Genomic DNA, 18,833 nt, shown 5'->3' with positions numbered 1-18,833 from the left:
AAAAATACAATAGTTTCACAGGAAAGGAAGAGATGAAATAATTTAAAAAATCATCTCTTCCTTTTTGCTTAGAAGTCAATAAATTGGACTATTTTTATTCAGTTACTTAGGCAACATTTGAGATACGATTTCGATTATAAAAATTGATATACCAACCGATGGCTGCTTGGACTTCAGTTAATGTTTGGTATACCTTCAGATACACCTCTTCACGCTTCAATATTGAATGAAACGATTCCATACGGCCATTATCGTACGGATGGCCTTTGAGTGAATATGAATGTTTCAAGCCATAATTTTGGCATTTAATATTAAACTCAGCACTCGTGTATTGTGACCCCATATCTGAATGAATAATGAGTGGCTTTCGATGCTTATCTAACGACATCTGTAAGGCACTTGTGGCTAGCTCGGCTGTCATTGTATCGCCCAATACTTTTCTCTTCTCAGGATCCAAAACGGTCGCTAAATAGACCCATCTGTGATTAGTCAACTGAATATAAGTGATATCTGTTTGCTAAACACCGCTCAAATCATGCAAGTGTCTAATCAGATTGGGTTTTTGATCAACCGTCACAACAGTTTTGGGTTTGCGATAACGTTTTTGCATGCGGGATTTAATCCCTAATTCACGCATCAATTTGAGTGTCATATACTCAGATACTTTCGGACCGTCGGTTTGTTGACTATAAGCAGTAATAGGACGATAACCATAAAATTAAAAGGTTTTCCAAACGTCTAAAATATAAGGTTTCAGGGATTCTCTACGTTTTTCTTGTCGACTGGGCTGCCAATGGCGCCAGTTGTAATAGGTACTAGGTTGTCAGTAAATAAACAAAAACTTTTGTAAGTGTGCTATTATAAGTCATATAGGTCGTGCGCTTTCTAATTCTTAGTGGTTTAAGATTAGGATAGCACGTGACCTGATATAATTAAGTTGTAACACCTGTGTATAGTTTGGTAAAATACATACATAATCCAAGGAGATGTTACAAAGACAAACAATCGTTACGAGCCTGAGCTCAAACAAAAGGTTCTTCGCCTCTATCTGGAAGAGGGACGAACCAAGAAAAGCCTGACCGAAGAATATAATCTTGGACAAGGCACGCTGACATACTGGTTACAGCAATACCGCAAAGAATGCGATAACAGCCCAACAAAACGGGAAGAATCTGATTCATACGAAGTTGCAAAAAAGCTACGCAAAGAAATTGAAGAACTCAAAAAGGAAAATGATTTTTAAAAAAAAGCGGCAGCATTCTTTGCGAAGGAAATCGATTAGCTCAGTACCAGTTCATCCAGAAATATCAACAGATATTTGGGGTCAGATGGCTTCTTAGAAGAATGAACATCTGTCCAAATGCTTACTATAATTATCTTAAAAACAAAAAATATGCTTATCGTCAGGAGAAGGCAGAGATTCAACGTAAAATTGTTGAAATCTACCACCGCGAAAATGGAGTTCCTGGATACCGAATGATGAACGATTATCTTAAGGGTATCGGAAGCATTCGTTCAGATCTGACAATACATCATTTTATGAATGAATTGGGCTTACGTTCCATCACACGTCGAAAGAAACCAAACTATGTAAAAGGAACTGCCAATAAAATCTTTCCAAACCTTCTGAATAGGGAATTTGATGTAAAAGAACCCAATAAAATATGGTGTACTGATTTTACATATTTAACTCGTCCAGATGGAACAATGCGTTACAATTGCACGATTATAGACCTTTGCGGTCGTGAAGTGGTTGCATCATTAAACAGCAGTCATATCGATACTGAGTTGGCAAAGGAAACCTTGAAAATCGCACTAGAACGTCGAAAACCAGCAAAAGGAATTATCCTGCATTCTGATCAAGGGCGTCAATTTACCGCAAAAGAATTCAATAAATTTTGTGATAAAAACTATGTCCAACAAAGTATGAGCAAAGCAGGCTGTCCATATGACAATGCCGTTATGGAAAGATTCTACAATACGCTCAAACACGAATTCTATTATCTCTACAAGTTTGATTCAAATGACATTCTTGACCAAAAGCTCTATGAATTTGTTTATGGGAAATATAATCACGTAAGACCACATCGTGCAAACGGTGGACTTACACCTTATGCTGCACGATGTCGTGCAGCGTAAGAAATTTTATACACTAGTGTTACAAAAATGCTTGACTAGGTCAAACTATGTATTCACTTCTTTTAGGGTATAATTTCAAAAAAGAAAAAGACTTATCTTACTTAGCATCATTTCATGCACGTTTTGAACAAATTCATCCGTTCGCTGATGGTAATGGTCGTGTAGGACGTTTAATTCTTTACAAGGAATGCTTAAAACAAGGAATAACTCCATTCATTGTTGATGACACCAGAAAAGCAGACTATTACAATGCACTAGAACAATTTCAAGCTTATGATAACCATCAACCCTTAATTGATTATTTTGCTAGCGAACAAAAATTTTATGCAAATTACCTTAAAAACAAAGGATTTGCAGGGAAAATAAACGATAGCAAAGACAGAGATGTTATCAATAAAAAAAGTAAAAGTGCTGATGATAGCCATAAAAAGCCAAACAAAACAAAAGGTTTTTCGTTATAATTATATATAACTGTGTTTATAAAAATATTTATAATTATATATATAACTATAATTATAAACACAAATATAAATATAGTTATATTTAAAAACTCTTCATTTCCATGAGGAGTTTTTTTGTGATAGTTTATCCAAAATTAGGTAAAATATCTGTATGACAGGTATGAGATTTGATGAAAAGAGTTTTGTTATTGAATTAGAAGATAAACGTAAATATGACTTTTTAAAAAGAGTTGAAACGTATGATGCAAATATTGCCTCAGCAATGCGGATAGCTGGATACAAACGTATCAATCAAACAGAGAGAACGGTTGCTTTTACTTTTGGAGAAGTAACTTTTTCAAGGTCTCGCTGGAGAAAAGGAAGCAAAACACGTTGTCCTGTTGATGAATGGCTAGGACTCAAAAAGTACATGCGTTTTTCTCCTGAATTGGTTTGCCATGTAGCTAAAATGGCTACAGTAATGTCATATCGTCAAGTGTGTCATTTTGTTAAAGAGTTTTATCATCTTGAGATTACTAAGGATACTGTTTTAAAAGCCGTTAAGCGAGCTGGGGAATTGCTATCTGAAAAAGAAAAATTTCGCTTTTGGCTAGAGGAAGAACCGACCAAGAAAATTAATCCAAAAATCCTTTATATTGAAGGCGATGGCGTGATGGTGAAATCATCAGATTCTGCTAGAGATGACAAAAGAAATGTTGATTTAGCACACTTTCTTCTTCACACAGGTTCTAAAAAAATTGCTAAAAATCGTTATGTTTTGGAAAATAAGCATGAGATAATTCACACAAATTATGAAAAGGCAAAAGAAGAATTACTAGACTATTTGTATAATCATTACGAGATTACAGATGAGACGATATTAATCACTAATTCTGATAATGGTAAAGGCTATACTCCAAAAGTTTTTCAAGAAATTAAAAAAGCGCTTGGCATTAAAATACACGAGCACTTTTGGGATGCTTATCATCTAAACGAAAAGATAAAAATATTTTTTAAAAAATATCCAGCCGAGTTAAAAGAACTAGCTTTTCAGGCAATCAATAGCCATAAAAGGGAATTGATGAAAACCGTTCTTGACACCGTAGAGTCTTTAATTGCTGATGGAGATGATGAAGAACACTATAATTATTTTAATTTTCGCCGAAAAATTCTTAATAATTTCAAATACACAAAGCCTGCTAAATTAAGAAATTTATCAGCCAAAGGAATAGGTGTCATGGAGAGTCAGCATCGAAAAATAACCTATCGGATGAAACACAGGGGAATGTATTGGTCATTAAAAGGTGCTTATACAATGTCGAGATTAATTATTCTAGATAGAATTAATCTTGTTGATGATCTATTTTTTGGTAATTGGCGAAAAGAGTATGAATACTATCAAAATCAACGTTTAAGCGTTGGTTATCTCCGAGAAGCGAAGGAACAAACGATATTTAAATCACGCAAAATTTTTCAACGTGCTGGGAAATTTACTTCTCTTGACCGCCAAAAATTTAAGTATTAAAAACTTTAAAATTTTTTGGATTTTAAGGCTTTTTTAAGTTGTTTTTGTTTGCATTTTTCTGACAATTTTGTTATAATATCATTATAGAAAATCAAAAAAAGGAGCAGAAGCGGGTAACTTCTACTCCACCGATTAAGACAAATCTACACTTTGCTTAATCAGTCTGAAGTTATTGTAACACAAAAAAGCCAATAAAGTCAAGACTGAAGCAAGGAAACCTTTGTTTCGGTATTTTTTTTGAAAAAATTCAACAGAGAAATCTCTTGATTTATAGGCTTGATGATTATTCTCAAAAAAATAGACACAAACAAAACCAAGTAGTCCTTGACAGCTTTCTATTCTTATTATAAAATAGTATGGTATGTTTAGTAACTGATCAAATATAGCCGGCTAAACGAATACGAAAATCTATGAGGAGGTATTCATCGTGAAACGTACTTATCAACCAAGTAAAATCCGTCGTCAACGTAAACACGGATTCCGTCACCGTATGTCAACTAAAAACGGACGTCGCGTGCTTGCTGCTCGCCGTCGTAAAGGACGTAAAGTCTTATCTGCTTAATTGATAGAATACAAAAAGTCACCGTCAGTGCTCGAGTCTGACGGTTTTTTTATTTTCTTGAAATCAGTCTTACTTTTTTGGGTTCATGAAAAAAAGTAATTATTGAGAGGAGGTGTCATGGTGGTAAATTCCATTTTAGAAACAATGCAGGGTATTGCAGCTGAAGCAAAGCCAATTTTGGCGGATTATGATGCAAAGGTTCAAGGATTACGTTCGCAATTTACAAAAGAATTGGAATGTATCGAAACGGATTGTGACAAGAAAACTCAAATTGAAGTTGAGGGGCTTTCAAAAGAACTTGCGGAGAAAACTGCTCAAGTTAATCTCCCACAGATTCATTTGCAAGAGTTTGAATGGTGCCAAACAATGTCTCAGGAAAACTGATTTCTATCACAGCAGGTGAATTTACCGTTGAAGAAATGGTTTATGAAATTGAACAAGCTGACGGTTCTATTTTTAAAGGAACACTGTTGCAAAAATGGCCTGTTCGTAAAGGACGTCCTGTTGCTCAACGCTTGATTCCAGAGGAACCTTTGGTAACAGGTCAACGCGTTATTGACACTTTCTTTCCTGTGACAAAAGGCGGTGCTGCTGCCGTACCAGGACCTTTCGGAGCTGATAAAACGGTTGTTCAACACCAAATCGCCAAATTTGCGAATGTGGATATTGTTATCTACGTTGGTTGTGGTGAACGTGGTAATGAAATGACCGATGTTTTGAATGAATTTCCAGAGTTGATTGACCCAAATACTGGTCAATCTATCATGCAACGTACAGTCTTGATTGCCAATACATCAAATATGCCCGTAGCTGCGCGTGAAGCTTCTATTTACACAGGGATTACGATTGCTGAATACTTCCGAGATATGGGTTATTCTGTCGCCATTATGGCAGATTCAACATCTCGTTGGGCAGAAGCGCTTCGTGAAATGTCAGGGCGTTTGGAAGAAATACCAGGTGACGAAGGTTACCCAGCTTACCTAGGTTCTCGTATTGCTGAATATTATGAACGTGCTGGTCGTGCTCGTGTACTTAGTCAAGAAGGTCGCGAAGGAATAATTACCGCCATTGGTGCCGTATCACCTCCAGGAGGAGACATTTCAGAACCTGTTACGCAAAATACGCTACGTATTGTTAAAGTGTTTTGGGGCTTGGATGCTCCGCTTGCCCAACGTCGCCATTTCCCAGCAATTAACTGGTTGACATCCTATTCACTTTATAAAGATGAAGTTGGGAAGTACGTTGATAAAGTCCAAAAAACAAATTGGGCTGCTAAGGTGACACAAGCTATGAATATTTTACAACGTGAGTCTAGTTTGGAAGAAATTGTACGCTTGGTTGGTATTGATTCACTTTCTGAAACAGATCGTTAGACCATGGAAATTGCTAAACAAATCCGTGAGGATTATTTGCAACAAAATGCCTTTGATTCAGTTGATACCTTCACTTCATTTGCCAAACAAGAAGCGATGCTTAACAATATTTTGAATTTTGCGGATGAAGCTAAAAAAGCACTTGAACTAGGAGCGTATTTCACTGAAATCATGGACGGAACTGTTGAAGTACGTGACCGCATGGCACGTAGTAAATATATTGCCGAGGAAAATATTGACCAAATCAAAGCGCTATCTGAACAAGCACAAGAAGCGATTCATCAAGTGTTAGCAAAAGGAGGTATCTAAGATGAGTGTTCTTAAAGAATATCGAACAGTCAGAGAAGTTGTTGGACCTCTAATGATTGTTGACCAAGTTTCTGGTGTTCACTACAATGAATTGGTTGAAATCAAGCTTCATAATGGTGAAGTTCGTCAAGGGCAAGTGCTTGAAGTTCAAGAAGATAAAGCCATGGTTCAACTTTTTGAAGGGTCTAGTGGTATCAATCTTGAAAAGGCGAAGGTGCGTTTTACAGGACATCCTTTGGAATTGCCAGTATCAGAAGATATGGTTGGACGTATTTTCAATGGTATGGGAAAACCAATTGACGGTGGACCAGATTTGATTCCGGAAAAATATTTGGATATTGACGGTCAAGCAATCAATCCCGTGGCGCGTGATTATCCTGATGAATTTATTCAAACAGGGATTTCAGCGATTGACCATTTGAATACTTTGGTTCGTGGGCAAAAATTACCTGTATTTTCAGGTTCAGGTCTTCCTCACAATGAATTAGCAGCGCAAATTGCGCGTCAAGCAACGGTATTAAATTCTGATGAAAATTTTGCGGTTGTTTTTGCAGCCATGGGGATTACCTTTGAAGAAGCAGAATTTTTCATGAATGACTTACGTCAAACGGGAGCGATTGACCGTTCTGTTCTCTTTATCAATTTGGCAAATGACCCTGCTATCGAACGTATTGCCACACCACGTATTGCTTTGACAACGGCTGAATATTTGGCTTACGAAAAAGATATGCATGTGTTGGTTATCATGACGGATATGACCAACTACTGTGAAGCGCTTCGTGAAGTGTCGGCTGCACGTCGTGAAGTCCCTGGGCGCCGTGGTTACCCTGGTTACCTTTACACAAACTTGTCTACACTTTATGAACGTGCGGGGCGTTTGGTTGGTAAAAAAGGTTCTGTAACACAGATTCCTATTTTGACCATGCCTGAAGATGATATTACGCACCCAATTCCTGACTTGACAGGTTACATCACCGAAGGACAAATCATTTTATCACATGAATTGTATAATTCTGGTTATCGTCCACCGATTAATGTATTGCCATCACTATCTCGTTTGAAAGATAAAGGGTCAGGTGAAGGTAAAACACGGGGTGACCATGCGGCAGCAATGAACCAACTTTTCGCTGCTTACGCCCAAGGAAAACAAGCGGCAGAATTGGCTGTTGTGTTGGGTGAATCAGCCTTATCTGACACTGACAAACTTTATGTGGAATTCACTAAACATTTTGAAGAAGAATACATTAATCAAGGTTTCCAAACAAACCGTAGCATCGAAGAAACGCTTGATTTAGGTTGGGAATTGTTATCAATCCTCCCACGTACCGAACTCAAACGTATCAAAGACGATATGCTTGACCAATACCTTCCGCAAACTAAAACAGATGATAAGTAATCATTAAAACATTTAGTAAAGGAGGTAGGTTTTATGGCACGTTTAAATGTAAAACCCACTCGAATGGAATTGAGTAACCTCAAGGAACGTTTAAAAACCGCAACTCGTGGGCACAAATTACTCAAAGATAAACGAGATGAATTAATGCGACGTTTTGTTGACCTCATTCGTGAAAATAATGAATTGCGCAAAGAAGTAGAAGCGGCTCTGGTCGGTCATATGCAAGATTTTGTCATGGCGAAATCTCTTGAAAACACACTTATGGTAGAAGAAATGTTTTCAGTTCCGACAAAAGAGGTTCAACTGTTTATTGAAACAGAAAATGTTATGAGCGTTACTGTTCCCAAAATGCACAGCCATATTGAAAATCCGTATGGTGATGATAACGGTGACGTTGTGTACAGTTATCTAGCTTCTAATAGTGAAATGGACGACACCTTGGTTTCCATTGAGGGCTTGACAGAGGAATTGCTTCGTCTGGCTGAAATCGAAAAATCTTGTCAACTAATGGCTGACGAAATTGAAAAAACACGCCGTCGCGTCAATGGTTTGGAATACTCAACCATTCCACAATTGGAAGAAACCATTCACTATATCGAACTAAAACTCGAAGAAACAGAGCGCGCCAACCTAGTCCGCATTATGAAAGTAAAATAAAACAAAAAGTGTCTTTTAGACGCTTTTTTGTTAGGTTAAATTTGTAAGCGAATCCTTTTACTTTTAGGTTATAAGGTGGTAGACTATAGGTAACTTAAGGACAGGAGGAATTTAACATGTCTGAAAAGAAATATGATTCAAAGTTGGACCAAGTCAAAGGAAGCCTTAAAGAAGGTTTCGGAAAAGTAACAGGTGATGAAAAACTAGAAAAAGAAGGTCTTGCCGAAAAGACTATCGCCAAAGGAAAAGAATTAGCCAGTGATGTCAAAGAAAGCGCGGAAGGTGCTGTCGAAGGTGTCAAAAAAGCTATCCATAAAGATAACTAAATACGACTATCTCTCTAGAATGACTACCTAGAGAGATTTTTATTTCCATATTTGAAAATGGCTAGTAATTATGAAAAAAAGTGATATAATAATTTTTGTAAGCGTTTTAAATCAAACGATTAATCATCATAATTGGGAGGTTGCGATGTTTAAAGAAATTGGGACATATATTAGGATAGTTGATTTGTTACTTGCTATTTTGTTGGTACTGGATAGAGGTGTTAAAAGCATTTTAGTGCTTGCGATAGCTATTTTTATTATTTCTGCTGCTGTGCAGTTTATGATGTCTTATAAACGCTTAAAATTTCCAGCACATCCGTAACATTTATTGTAGAGGTAAAATAAAAAACATAGATTAAGTCTTGGACATGGTGTCTGAGGCTTTTTTGTTTTTGCGAAAAATCATCCATAGTGCTGAAAATTCTTTCTTACAATTCTGTAAGAGCTTGCGGTGAAAATTTAGTTAAACTGAACTTTAGAGGAATTGCCACAAATTTGCCCTAGTTTTGCAACAATTTGCCCAAGATTTCTCCAGTAAATTTGATTATACTGATTTAGTATGAGGAGCAAGTCATGAAAGAAATAAGTCAATTTGTCCTAAAGACATTACTTTATGTGTTGATTTTTTTAGTATTAATCTATTTTTTCAGTTATCTTGGGCGTGGTCAGGGTAACTTCATCTACAACGAATTTTAGAAAGGTAAGTTTTCATGTTACACGATATGATTGAAAGAATTGAGCATTTTGCACAGGTGCAAGCTGATTTTCCTGTCTATAATATTCTGGGAGATGTTCACACTTATGGTGATTTAAAGGCTGATTCAGATGCCTTGGCAACCTACATTGATTTTTTGAAAATCGAGGAAAAGTCGCCAGTTTTGGTTTTTGGCGGTCAAGAATATGAAATGTTAGCCAGTTTTGTTGGGCTGACAAAGTCAGGTCATGCTTATATTCCAGTTGACCAACACTCCGCCCTTGAGAGAATTGAAGCTATTTTGGCAATAGCAGAGCCAAGCTTGATTATTGCCGTTGGTGACTTTCCTTTGGAAATCACACACATTCCTATCATTAAATCCGCAGAGCTCAAGACTATTTTTGCTCAACAATCAGATTATCACCTCACACATTCTGTCAAAGGTGATGATAATTATTATATTATTTTCACGTCTGGCACAACGGGTCAGCCAAAGGGCGTGCAAATTTCGCATGATAATTTGCTTAGTTTTACCAATTGGATGATTGAAGCAGAGACTTTTTCCGTTCCGAAACGCCCACAAATGCTGGCGCAGGCACCGTATTCATTTGATTTGTCAGTCATGTACTGGGCGCCGACTTTAGCCTTGGGTGGCACGCTTTTTGCGCTTCCAAAAGAGTTGACAACAGACTTTCAACGTCTTTTTACGACGATTAATCAATTGCCAATTGGTGTTTGGACATCAACACCTTCTTTTGTTGATATGGCAATGTTATCAAATGATTTTAATCATGAAACCTTACCCAACTTGACGCATTTTTATTTTGACGGCGAAGAATTAACGGTGAAAACCGCTCAAAAATTGCGCAGTCGTTTCCCAAAAGCTCGCATTGTCAATGCTTATGGTCCAACGGAGGCGACCGTGGCTCTTTCTGCGGTAGCTATCACAGATGAGATGTTAGCGACTTGCAAGCGTCTGCCAATTGGCTACACCAAAGCCGATTCTCCCACTTTTGTCATCGATGAAAATGGCAATCCTTTGCCAAATGGAGAACAAGGCGAAATCATCGTGTCCGGTTCAGCTGTTTCTAAAGGTTACCTCAACAATCCAGAACGCACGCAAGCTGCTTTCTTCGAATTCAATGGTTTGCCAGCCTACCACACGGGTGACTTAGGTATCATGACTGACCACGGTATGCTTCTTTACGGTGGGCGCATGGATTTTCAAATAAAATTCAACGGCTACCGCATCGAGCTTGAGGAAGTCTCACAAAATCTGAATAAATCAACTTATATCAAGTCGGCTGTGGCTGTCCCGCGTTACAACAAAGACCACAAAGTACAAAATCTGCTAGCTTACGTTGTTTTAAAAGACGGTGTTGCAGAGCAATTTGAGCGTCAACTGGACATTACCAAGGCAATCAAAGAAGAACTCAAAGACATCATGATGGATTACATGATGCCGTCTAAATTCCTCTATCGTGACAGTTTACCACTCACACCGAATGGGAAAATCGATATTAAAGGCTTGATGAACGAGGTAAATCGCCGATGAGTGAGTTTCTTCAGCAATTACCGCACTTGGAAGCTTATGGCAATCCGCAGTATTTTCTGTATTTGATTGTGGCTGTGCTTCCCATTTTCATTGGATTATTTTTCAAAAAACGCTTTCCACTGTATGAAGCCCTGGTTAGCCTAGCTTTCATTATTTTGATGTTAACGGGAAAAACGGCTAATCAGCTTGTGTCGTTGTTAGCTTATGTCGTTTGGCAAGTAATTCTCGTCTTTTCCTACAAGATTTACCGAAAACGTCATAATCATAAATGGATTTTCTATCTTTGGGTGTTTTTGTCTATTTTGCCATTAGCTTTGAGCAAGCTGACACCCTTGATGACCATTGACAATCACCAATTACTTTTTGGTTTTTTAGGAATTTCTTACCTGACTTTTCGTGCAGTTGGTATGATTATGGAAATGCGAGACGGCGTGCTGAGTGAATTTACCATGTGGGAATTCTTGCGTTTCTTGCTTTTTATGCCGACATTTTCAAGTGGTCCGATTGACCGTTTCAAACGGTTTAATGAAGATTACGAGAATATTCCTGAAAAAGCTGAGCTTCTGAATATGTTAGAAGAAAGCGTGCATTACTTGATGCTTGGTTTTCTTTACAAATTCATTTTGGCTTATGTTTTTGGTAGCTTGCTATTGCCACAGCTAAAAGAGTGTGCCCTGCAAATGGGTGGTGTGTTTAACATTGCAACGCTTGGGGTCATGTATGCTTATGGGTTTGATTTGTTCTTTGACTTTGCAGGTTATAGCATGTTTGCTCTTGCTATTTCTAATCTTATGGGTATTAAGAGCCCTGTCAACTTCAATCAACCTTTTAAATCACGTGATTTAAAGGAATTCTGGAATCGTTGGCACATGAGTTTGTCATTTTGGTTCCGTGATTTTGTTTTTATGCGTTTGGTAAAGGTTTTAGTTAAACACAAAGTTTTTAAAAATCGAAATGTCACCTCTAATATTGCCTACATTGTCAATATGTTAATCATGGGCTTCTGGCATGGATTGACTTGGTATTATATCACTTACGGTCTTTTTCATGGTATTGGACTTGTGATTAACGATGCTTGGGTGCGACAGAAGAAAAAGATTAATCGAGAGCGTAAGGTGCAAGATTTGCCACCTTTGCCAGATAACAAATGGACGCAGGCACTTGGTATTTTTATTACATTTAACGTTGTGATGTTGTCATTTTTACTATTTTCAGGTTTCTTAGACCAGTTGTGGTTTCCAAAAACAGCTGGGAAATAAACCGTTTCAGATTTAAAAGGAGTTTATCACATGGATATTAAAAAAGATGTATTAGCGATTATTGATGACCTTTTCATGGAAGATGTTTCTGACATGATGGATGAAGATTTATTTGATGCGGGCGTGCTAGATAGCATGGGAACGGTGGAACTCATTGTGGAATTGGAAAGTCATTTTGACATTGATATTCCGATTTCAGAATTTGGGCGTAATGACTGGAACACAGCCAATAAAATCATTGCAGGAATAGAGGACCTTTGTCATGCTTAAGCGCCTCTGGCAGATTTTAGGACCAGTTGTCTGTGCTGTACTGATTGTTCTTTTGGTTTTTATCTGTGTTCCAACAGCTAATCAAAAGCATGATTTAAAAGCTGAGAAAAAAGATGCGGTCTCATTAAGCAAAATGAGTTTTAAGAGTAACTATAAAAAGGTACGTGCCTTAACAGATGCTAAGCACCGCTTTGTTCCCTTTTTTGGTTCTAGCGAATGGTTGCGCTTGGATAAAATGCATCCGTCTGTCTTGGCAGAAAAATATCATCGCAACTATACGCCTTATTTACTCGGACAACGTGGCTCGGCTTCGCTAACGCATTATTTTGGTATTCAGCAGATTAACAAAGAACTCAAAAATAAACAAGCTGTTTATGTAATATCACCACAATGGTTTACATCTAAGGGAGCGAGCGCTAGCGCTTTTCAAGAATATTTTAGCAGCGGACAAGCGATTGATTTCCTAAAACATCAAAAAGGCAGTGTTTATGACCGCTACGCTGCTAAACGCTTTTTGAAAATGTACCCTGACTCTTCTTTTAAGGATATGATGGAAAATGTTGTGGCAGGAAAATCATTGACTGCCTCTGACAATGAAAATCTCAACACGCAACAGATGATTTTCCAGAAAGAAGATGCTCTTTTTAGCCAAATCCCTATGTTTGACAATTACGACAGCAAGATTAAACCGCAAGCTAAGAAATTGCCAGCTTGTTTTTCTTACAGCAAACTCGGTGGCATAGCTATTGCTGACGGAAAAAAACGAAGTAATAATAATACCTTTGATATCGACAACACTTTTTTTGACACACGTCTTAAAGCGCAACTCAAACGATTAAAACAGTCTCAAACAAAATTTAATTACTTAAACTCTCCAGAATACAATGATTTACAATTAGTGCTCAGTCAATTTGCACAGGACAATACCAATGTTCTCTTTGTTATCCCACCAGTCAACAGTAAATGGGCAAATTATACTGGTCTTAATCAAGCCATGTACCAAAAAACAGTTGCTAAGATAAAGTATCAATTGCAAAGTCAAGGCTTTACCAATATTGCTGATTTTTCAAAAGATGGTGACAAACCTTTCTTTATGCAAGATACTATTCATATGGGGTGGACTGGCTGGTTAGCCATGGACAAAGCTGTTAATCCGTTTCTAAGTCAGAAACAAGCCACACCAAGTTATCGCTTAAATGACCAATTTTTAACGAAAGCTTGGGCAAGCTACGACGGCTCAGTTCAGCAGTTTAATGCAAATTCTTAAAAAAATTCCTTGTCATAATCGGCAAGGAATTTTAATATTTCTGTTGTTGAATTTTCATATTTGAAAATTTCTGAAAATAGTATCTTGTGGGAGTACAATATCCTTGTGAGCGCTTTATGGATCGAAAATCATTACATTTTAGTAACTTTTCTTGGGTAATAAATATCGTTACATGGTCAGGTTTAACGGGCATGGTTGCGACAAACCCAACCAATGGTGGTGACGCCCAAGCCCAAGTCAACGGCGTTTCTTATAACAATATTTTCGACTGACTAAACGCCCAATACGCAACCAATTAATCTAAAAACCCCCTCCTTATAGGATTTATAAGGAGGGGTTAGTGTTTATAAAGCTGTTATCATTTTGCTAAGGAAAGTCCACTAAGAAATTTTTTTGATTAAGCGGACCAAATCTTCGGCTTCTTTTGAGAGGATAGCATGTCGTGAATGAGCATAGCTGACGTAGAAAGAGATACGGTCTTGCTCAGCCAGAGGCACCTTAACCAATTGGTCAGAACCAGACGTTAGCGCAATATCAGACAGCAATGAAATGCCCATGTTTTCCGCAACCATTTGCTTAATTACTGAAACATCATCGATTTTAAACAAAATTGAAGCTTGGTCATGGTAACGATGATTGAGCTGATTAAAAGCGGTTAGGTGGATATTATGCTCATCTAACAAGATAAATTTTTCGTAAAGAATATCCTGAAAAGACAGTTCTTTCTGGTTTGCCAAAGGGTGTTTTGGAGAAAGAACGACATAAAAATCTTTTTTAAACAGCGGATGAATAATCAACTGGTCGTTTTTGAGCGGCGCTAGCGAACCTAACAGACTGAAATCCAATTCTCCATCTAGCAATTTCATCATTAAACTATTAGAGCCACCACGCACAGCTTTAACTTGTGAAAATGGGGCGATACTTTCATTTTTGTGAAGGAGTTCCGTCAGCAAATAATTGCAGATAATCGGTGGCAACCCAACAGCCATCATAGGATTGAGTGACTGATGTACCTCGTTGACAGCTGTCTTTATTTGAAGTAGAACATCTTCAACATGGCTTTGAAAAATATCACCTTGCAAAGTAAGTGCTGCTGAGCGATGTGACGGGTCTTTGATGACCAAATCACAGCCCAATTCTTTTTCAAGTCGTTTAATAGCGTAAGTAATTGTCGGTTGACTAACTTGAAAATATTGTGCAGCAGCGGTATAAGATTTTAGCTTTGCTAACTGGTAAAAATATTCTAAATCTCGTAAATTCATTCAGACCTCCTTGCTTTATTTTACCATAATCTTTTAAAACTTATTATAAATAATATTTATTAAAACTATGGCGTTTGACTATAAGAACTGGAACAGTTTATAATGACCCGCATAAGAAATTTCTTCTTATTTAATATATCTTTAGGAGGATATGTCATGCGTGGACATGATATTTTAAACAACCCATTCTTAAATAAGGGTACTGCTTTTACCATGGAAGAACGTAAAGAACTAGGATTGCTTGGTATTCTACCACCTTACGTTCAAACAATCGAAGAACAAGCTGAACAAGCTTATCAACATTTCTTGCGTAAACCATCAGATCTTGAAAAACGCCATTTCTTAATGGAAATTTTCAACACAAACCGTACGCTTTTCTACTACCTATTCAACCAACATATCGTTGAATTTAACCCAATCGTGTATGACCCAGTTATCGCTGAAACGATTGAAGAATATAGTGAATTGTATGTTGACCCACAATACGCTGCTTACCTTGATATTAATCACCCAGAAAATATCGAAGAAACACTAAAAAATGCTGCTGGGGGCCGTGACATTCGTTTAATCGTTGTGACAGATGGCGAAGGAATTCTTGGTATTGGTGACTGGGGTGTCCAAGGTGTGGATATTTCTGTTGGTAAATTGATGATTTACACAGCTGCTGCAGGTATTGACCCTACTTCAGTTATGCCACTTGTTATCGATGCTGGTACAAACCGTAAAGAACTTTTGGAAAATCCAATGTATCTTGGCAACCGCCACGAACGTGTTACTGGTGATAAATACTATGAATTTATCGACAAATTCGTTCAAACTGCTGAAAATATGTTCCCTAAATTGTACCTTCACTGGGAAGATTTCGGTCGTTCAAATGCTGCCAACATTCTTAACAAATACAAAAAAGAAATTCCAACATTTAACGATGACATTCAAGGAACTGGTATTGTTGTTCTTGGTGGTATCTTTGGTGCCATGAATATCACAGGTGAAAAATTAACTGACCAAGTTTACCTTTGCTACGGTGGTGGTTCTGCTGGTGCTGGTATTGCTGACCGTGTTCATGCTGAAATGGTTTCAGAAGGGCTTTCATCAGAAGAAGCTTACAAACATTTCTTCATGATTGACAAACAAGGTCTCCTTTTCGACGATATGGAAGATTTGACACCTGCCCAAAAACCATTTGCTAAAAAACGTGAAGATTTTGCAAATTGCGGTGACATGACTAAACTTCTTGACGTTATCAAAGCTGTTAAACCAACAATCTTGGTCGGAACATCAACAGACGCTGGTGCTTTCACTAAAGAAGTCGTTGAAGCAATGTGCGAAAACACTGAACGTCCAGTTATCTTCCCAATTTCTAACCCAACTAAGAAATTAGAAGCAACAGCCAAACAAGTTATCGAATGGTCAGACGGTAAAGCCTTCGTTGCGACTGGTGTGCCTTCAGGTACAGTAAGCTACAAAGGCGTTGATTACCAAATCGGTCAAGCAAACAATGCCCTAATCTATCCAGGTCTTGGTCTTGGTATGTTGGCTTCTGAAGCATCGCTTCTTACAGATGAAATGATTGGTGCTGCAGCTCACTCACTCAGTGGTCTTGTAGATCCAGGTCAACCAGGAGCACCTGTTCTTCCTCCATTCCAATACGTTGCTGAAGTGTCAATCAAAGTTGCGGAAGCTGTTGCTAAAAAAGCTCAAGAACAAGGCTTAGCTCAAGCTGAAGAAAAAGACATGGCTAAAGCTGTTCGCGACCTTAAATGGTATCCAAAATATTAGTTTAGGAGGATAACCATTCGTATGAAAAAGTTATCTAATATCAAAATTGCGGGGCTTTCTCTTCCGCTTTATACGGCTCTAGTTATCATTTTAGCTGTTGTGATTGCAATGGGAAAACTACCGCTCAACATGGTTGGAGTTACTTTCATGTTGGTCGTTTTAGGACATCTTTTCTACTTCCTTGGTGAACGATTACCATTTTGGAATACTTACCTTGGTGGTGGGTCAGTCTTTACCTTGCTGTTAGCCGCAATCTTAGCTTCAACAGGATTGATTCCAAAATCAGTTGTCTCAGCCACTTCTAGTTTCATGAGTGATTGGGGCTTTCTAGATTTTTATATTGCAGCGCTTATTTGTGGCTCAATTCTAGGAATGAACCGCAAACTTTTGGTGAAAGCCTCTGCGAAATTCATTCCTGTCGCTCTTTTATCAATGGTTATCGGTTTCTTTTCCACTGGTGCTGTTGGGGCTTTGCTCGGTCAAGGCTTTGGACATTCTGTCATGTACATTTCATTTGCCCAAATGGCAGGAGGAATGGGTGCAGGAATCGTGCCATTATCCAAAATCTATGCGGCTGGATTGCACACAGATGCCTCATCAATCTTGTCACAATTAGCCCCAGCAACCACGCTAGGAAATATTTTTGCCATTATCGGTGCCATTGTGTTGGCGCGTGGATTTGCTAACACCAAATTCAATGGGAACGGTGTGCTCATCCCTGTTGACAAAGACGATTTGAAAAAATCTGAAGCTCCGCTTGACCCTACAAAAATCGGTGTCGGAATGATGCTTGCCTTTGCCCTTTTCCTTATCGGTGTTATCTTAAATGCCTTTATTCCAAAAGTGCACAGCTATGCCTTTATGATTATTATTGTCTTTGTTCTTAAAGCGCTTGATATTGTACCAAAACCATTAGAAGAAGCAGTAGTCATGTTTAATCGTGTGATTATGACTAACTTGACACACGCTGTTTTGGCAGGTATCGGGCTTTCAATGATTGATTTGAGTTCATTAGCGCAAGCCATGACATGGCAATTTGTCCTTATCAGTTTAACATCTGTTGTGTCAATGGGACTTGCTAGCTGGATTTTGGGACAAGTTCTCGGTATGTATCCAGTCGAAACAGCTATCGGTGCTGGGATGATTAACAATTCCATGGGAGGTACAGGAAATATCGCTGTGCTTTCTGCAGCGGACCGCATGGAAATGATTGCCTTTGCCCAAATGGCAAACCGCCTAGGCGGCGCAATTGTCCTCATCCTAGGAGGAATCCTTATTCAATTTTTACATTAATTCAATAACTTCTGGAAAAATTTTCATCCTTGTTCTTTGGCAAGATTGAATATTTTTTAGATGTTATAATAACCATGTAAGCTATCTGTAGTGAGTTGAAAAATGACTAGAACTTTCTAGTCATTTTTTTAAGCTCTAAATTTTGATCAACTTATTTTTAAATAATATTTGACACTGTAATTAAATTAAGTTATATCAAATATAAAATTAAGTATGCTTAATTTCGAATATAAATATTTTACGGAGAGTTCTATAATGAAAAAGATAACATCACTCATATGTTTATTACTAATAATATGTATTTTGGGAGCATGTGCTACTACAAAGACATCAGAAAAGAGTAAGTTAAATGTTGTTGTGACTAATTCTATATTAGCTGATATTACTCAAAACATTGGTAAGGATAAAATAAACCTACACAGTATTGTTCCTATCGGTCAGGATTCACATGAATATGAGCCACTTCCTGAAGATGTTAAAAAAACAACAAATTCAGATATTATTTTTTATAACGGTATCAATTTAGAGACTGGTGAAAATGCATGGTTCACCAAATTAGTTAAAAATGCTCATAAGGAGGCTAATAAAGACTATTTTGCGGTAAGCGATGGTATTGATGTCATATATCTTGAGGGAAAGAATGACTTAGGAAAAGAAGATCCACATGCATGGTTAAAATTAGAAAACGGTATCATTATAAATGCGAAGAAGCAAACGCTTAGAAAAT

At 37.7% G+C, this 18,833-nt stretch carries 18 protein-coding genes and 4 pseudogenes; 19 read left to right on the top strand and 3 right to left on the bottom strand.

The window, feature by feature from the left end; translation table 11 throughout:
• Nucleotides 1-106 precede the first annotated feature (106 nt).
• A complete protein-coding gene (locus SMA_RS09495; protein WP_099390967.1) occupies nt 107-508 on the bottom strand; it encodes a DDE-type integrase/transposase/recombinase in 402 nt (133 codons plus the stop codon).
• Between the two features lie 9 nt (nt 509-517).
• A pseudogene (locus tag SMA_RS12410) lies at nt 518-703 on the bottom strand (IS3-like element IS1520 family transposase); the annotation flags it as partial.
• A gap of 273 nt (nt 704-976) precedes the next feature.
• Between SMA_RS12410 and SMA_RS11170 the strand changes: the two are divergent.
• The 16 genes and pseudogenes from SMA_RS11170 (at nt 977) to SMA_RS11495 (ending at nt 14,044) form a co-directional block, all read left to right on the top strand.
• Nucleotides 977-2,139, top strand: a protein-coding gene (locus tag SMA_RS11170; RefSeq protein ID WP_145971691.1) for an IS3 family transposase whose coding sequence is annotated in 2 segments (ribosomal slippage) — nt 977-1,241 and nt 1,241-2,139 — 1,164 coding nt in all. Because the reading frame shifts where the segments join, the coding sequence is not laid out codon by codon here.
• A gap of 41 nt (nt 2,140-2,180) precedes the next feature.
• Nucleotides 2,181-2,600 (top strand): annotated as a pseudogene (locus SMA_RS09485) (Fic family protein); the annotation flags it as partial.
• Nucleotides 2,601-2,751: 151 nt separating this feature from the next.
• A complete protein-coding gene (locus SMA_RS09480) occupies nt 2,752-4,104 on the top strand; it encodes an ISLre2 family transposase (protein ID WP_006531843.1) in 1,353 nt (450 codons plus the stop codon).
• A gap of 427 nt (nt 4,105-4,531) precedes the next feature.
• On the top strand, nt 4,532-4,666 hold the full coding sequence (rpmH, locus tag SMA_RS09475) for a 50S ribosomal protein L34 (protein ID WP_002885866.1): 135 nt from the start codon (nt 4,532-4,534) through the stop codon (nt 4,664-4,666).
• A 117-nt stretch (nt 4,667-4,783) separates the two neighbouring features.
• Entirely contained in the window at nt 4,784-5,050 is a 267-nt protein-coding gene (locus SMA_RS09470) for a hypothetical protein (RefSeq protein ID WP_014295343.1), read from the top strand.
• A pseudogene (locus SMA_RS09465) lies at nt 5,020-6,348 on the top strand (V-type ATP synthase subunit A); the annotation flags it as partial. The gene SMA_RS09470 and the pseudogene SMA_RS09465, both read left to right, overlap by 31 nt.
• A gap of 1 nt (nt 6,349) precedes the next feature.
• Entirely contained in the window at nt 6,350-7,744 is a 1,395-nt protein-coding gene (locus tag SMA_RS09460; RefSeq protein ID WP_014295342.1) for a V-type ATP synthase subunit B, read from the top strand.
• A 33-nt stretch (nt 7,745-7,777) separates the two neighbouring features.
• The gene (locus SMA_RS09455) at nt 7,778-8,401 is read left to right on the top strand and encodes a V-type ATP synthase subunit D (protein WP_014295341.1); all 624 of its coding nucleotides are present in this window, start codon (nt 7,778-7,780) and stop codon (nt 8,399-8,401) included.
• 116 nt (nt 8,402-8,517) lie between these two features.
• A complete protein-coding gene (locus SMA_RS09450) occupies nt 8,518-8,727 on the top strand; it encodes a CsbD family protein (RefSeq protein ID WP_014295340.1) in 210 nt (69 codons plus the stop codon).
• Between the two features lie 145 nt (nt 8,728-8,872).
• A complete protein-coding gene (locus SMA_RS09445) occupies nt 8,873-9,049 on the top strand; it encodes a hypothetical protein (RefSeq protein ID WP_257235448.1) in 177 nt (58 codons plus the stop codon).
• A 251-nt stretch (nt 9,050-9,300) separates the two neighbouring features.
• The gene (gene dltX / locus SMA_RS11165; protein ID WP_014295338.1) at nt 9,301-9,423 is read left to right on the top strand and encodes a teichoic acid D-Ala incorporation-associated protein DltX; all 123 of its coding nucleotides are present in this window, start codon (nt 9,301-9,303) and stop codon (nt 9,421-9,423) included.
• A gap of 14 nt (nt 9,424-9,437) precedes the next feature.
• The gene (gene dltA / locus SMA_RS09440) at nt 9,438-10,976 is read left to right on the top strand and encodes a D-alanine--poly(phosphoribitol) ligase subunit DltA (protein WP_014295337.1); all 1,539 of its coding nucleotides are present in this window, start codon (nt 9,438-9,440) and stop codon (nt 10,974-10,976) included.
• Nucleotides 10,973-12,235 carry a D-alanyl-lipoteichoic acid biosynthesis protein DltB gene (gene dltB / locus SMA_RS09435; protein WP_014295336.1) on the top strand — a complete coding sequence of 421 codons (1,263 nt, stop codon included), beginning with the start codon at nt 10,973-10,975 and terminating at the stop codon, nt 12,233-12,235. The genes dltA and dltB overlap by 4 nt, the downstream gene beginning before the upstream one ends.
• Before the next feature lie 30 nt (nt 12,236-12,265).
• Nucleotides 12,266-12,505, top strand: a complete 240-nt coding sequence (dltC, locus tag SMA_RS09430) for a D-alanine--poly(phosphoribitol) ligase subunit DltC (RefSeq protein ID WP_014295335.1) — start codon at nt 12,266-12,268, stop codon at nt 12,503-12,505.
• Entirely contained in the window at nt 12,498-13,772 is a 1,275-nt protein-coding gene (gene dltD / locus SMA_RS09425) for a D-alanyl-lipoteichoic acid biosynthesis protein DltD (protein ID WP_014295334.1), read from the top strand. The genes dltC and dltD overlap by 8 nt, the downstream gene beginning before the upstream one ends.
• 116 nt (nt 13,773-13,888) lie before the next feature.
• Nucleotides 13,889-14,044 (top strand): hypothetical protein, encoded by a 156-nt coding sequence (locus SMA_RS11495; RefSeq protein ID WP_158309480.1) that lies wholly within the window; start codon nt 13,889-13,891, stop codon nt 14,042-14,044.
• 108 nt (nt 14,045-14,152) lie between these two features.
• On the opposite strand, the gene SMA_RS09420 is transcribed toward SMA_RS11495, so the two are convergent.
• Complete coding sequence (locus SMA_RS09420) at nt 14,153-15,034, bottom strand: LysR family transcriptional regulator (RefSeq protein WP_014295333.1); 882 nt, start codon at nt 15,032-15,034, stop codon at nt 14,153-14,155.
• A gap of 156 nt (nt 15,035-15,190) precedes the next feature.
• On the opposite strand from SMA_RS09420, the gene SMA_RS09415 reads away from it, so the two are divergent.
• The 3 genes and pseudogenes from SMA_RS09415 to SMA_RS09405 form a co-directional block, all read left to right on the top strand.
• Entirely contained in the window at nt 15,191-16,813 is a 1,623-nt protein-coding gene (locus SMA_RS09415; RefSeq protein ID WP_014295332.1) for a malolactic enzyme, read from the top strand.
• Between the two features lie 21 nt (nt 16,814-16,834).
• Nucleotides 16,835-18,106, top strand: a complete 1,272-nt coding sequence (locus SMA_RS09410; RefSeq protein WP_014295331.1) for a 2-hydroxycarboxylate transporter family protein — start codon at nt 16,835-16,837, stop codon at nt 18,104-18,106.
• Between the two features lie 255 nt (nt 18,107-18,361).
• A pseudogene (locus SMA_RS09405) lies at nt 18,362-18,832 on the top strand (metal ABC transporter solute-binding protein, Zn/Mn family); the annotation flags it as partial.
• Nucleotide 18,833 lies beyond the last annotated feature (1 nt).

This window comes from Streptococcus macedonicus ACA-DC 198, from assembly GCA_000283635.1.
Lineage (GTDB): Bacteria > Bacillota > Bacilli > Lactobacillales > Streptococcaceae > Streptococcus > Streptococcus macedonicus.
Note: the sequence above shows the minus strand (reverse complement) of the source record. Positions and strands in the feature narration are given on the sequence as shown.

What these genes read in the sequence shown, in the direction of transcription:
- SMA_RS09480 (WP_006531843.1), top strand. Translation starts at nt 2,752, where the DNA reads ATGACAGGTATGAGATTTGATGAAAAGAGTTTTGTTATTGAATTAGAA.
- SMA_RS09470 (WP_014295343.1), top strand. Translation starts at nt 4,784, where the DNA reads ATGGTGGTAAATTCCATTTTAGAAACAATGCAGGGTATTGCAGCTGAA.
- SMA_RS09460 (WP_014295342.1), top strand. Translation starts at nt 6,350, where the DNA reads ATGAGTGTTCTTAAAGAATATCGAACAGTCAGAGAAGTTGTTGGACCT.
- SMA_RS09455 (WP_014295341.1), top strand. Translation starts at nt 7,778, where the DNA reads ATGGCACGTTTAAATGTAAAACCCACTCGAATGGAATTGAGTAACCTC.
- SMA_RS09450 (WP_014295340.1), top strand. Translation starts at nt 8,518, where the DNA reads ATGTCTGAAAAGAAATATGATTCAAAGTTGGACCAAGTCAAAGGAAGC.
- SMA_RS09445 (WP_257235448.1), top strand. Translation starts at nt 8,873, where the DNA reads ATGTTTAAAGAAATTGGGACATATATTAGGATAGTTGATTTGTTACTT.
- dltX (WP_014295338.1), top strand. Translation starts at nt 9,301, where the DNA reads ATGAAAGAAATAAGTCAATTTGTCCTAAAGACATTACTTTATGTGTTG.
- dltA (WP_014295337.1), top strand. Translation starts at nt 9,438, where the DNA reads ATGTTACACGATATGATTGAAAGAATTGAGCATTTTGCACAGGTGCAA.
- dltB (WP_014295336.1), top strand. Translation starts at nt 10,973, where the DNA reads ATGAGTGAGTTTCTTCAGCAATTACCGCACTTGGAAGCTTATGGCAAT.
- dltC (WP_014295335.1), top strand. Translation starts at nt 12,266, where the DNA reads ATGGATATTAAAAAAGATGTATTAGCGATTATTGATGACCTTTTCATG.
- dltD (WP_014295334.1), top strand. Translation starts at nt 12,498, where the DNA reads ATGCTTAAGCGCCTCTGGCAGATTTTAGGACCAGTTGTCTGTGCTGTA.
- SMA_RS11495 (WP_158309480.1), top strand. Translation starts at nt 13,889, where the DNA reads ATGGATCGAAAATCATTACATTTTAGTAACTTTTCTTGGGTAATAAAT.
- SMA_RS09420 (WP_014295333.1), bottom strand. Translation starts at nt 15,034, where the DNA reads ATGAATTTACGAGATTTAGAATATTTTTACCAGTTAGCAAAGCTAAAA.
- SMA_RS09415 (WP_014295332.1), top strand. Translation starts at nt 15,191, where the DNA reads ATGCGTGGACATGATATTTTAAACAACCCATTCTTAAATAAGGGTACT.
- SMA_RS09410 (WP_014295331.1), top strand. Translation starts at nt 16,835, where the DNA reads ATGAAAAAGTTATCTAATATCAAAATTGCGGGGCTTTCTCTTCCGCTT.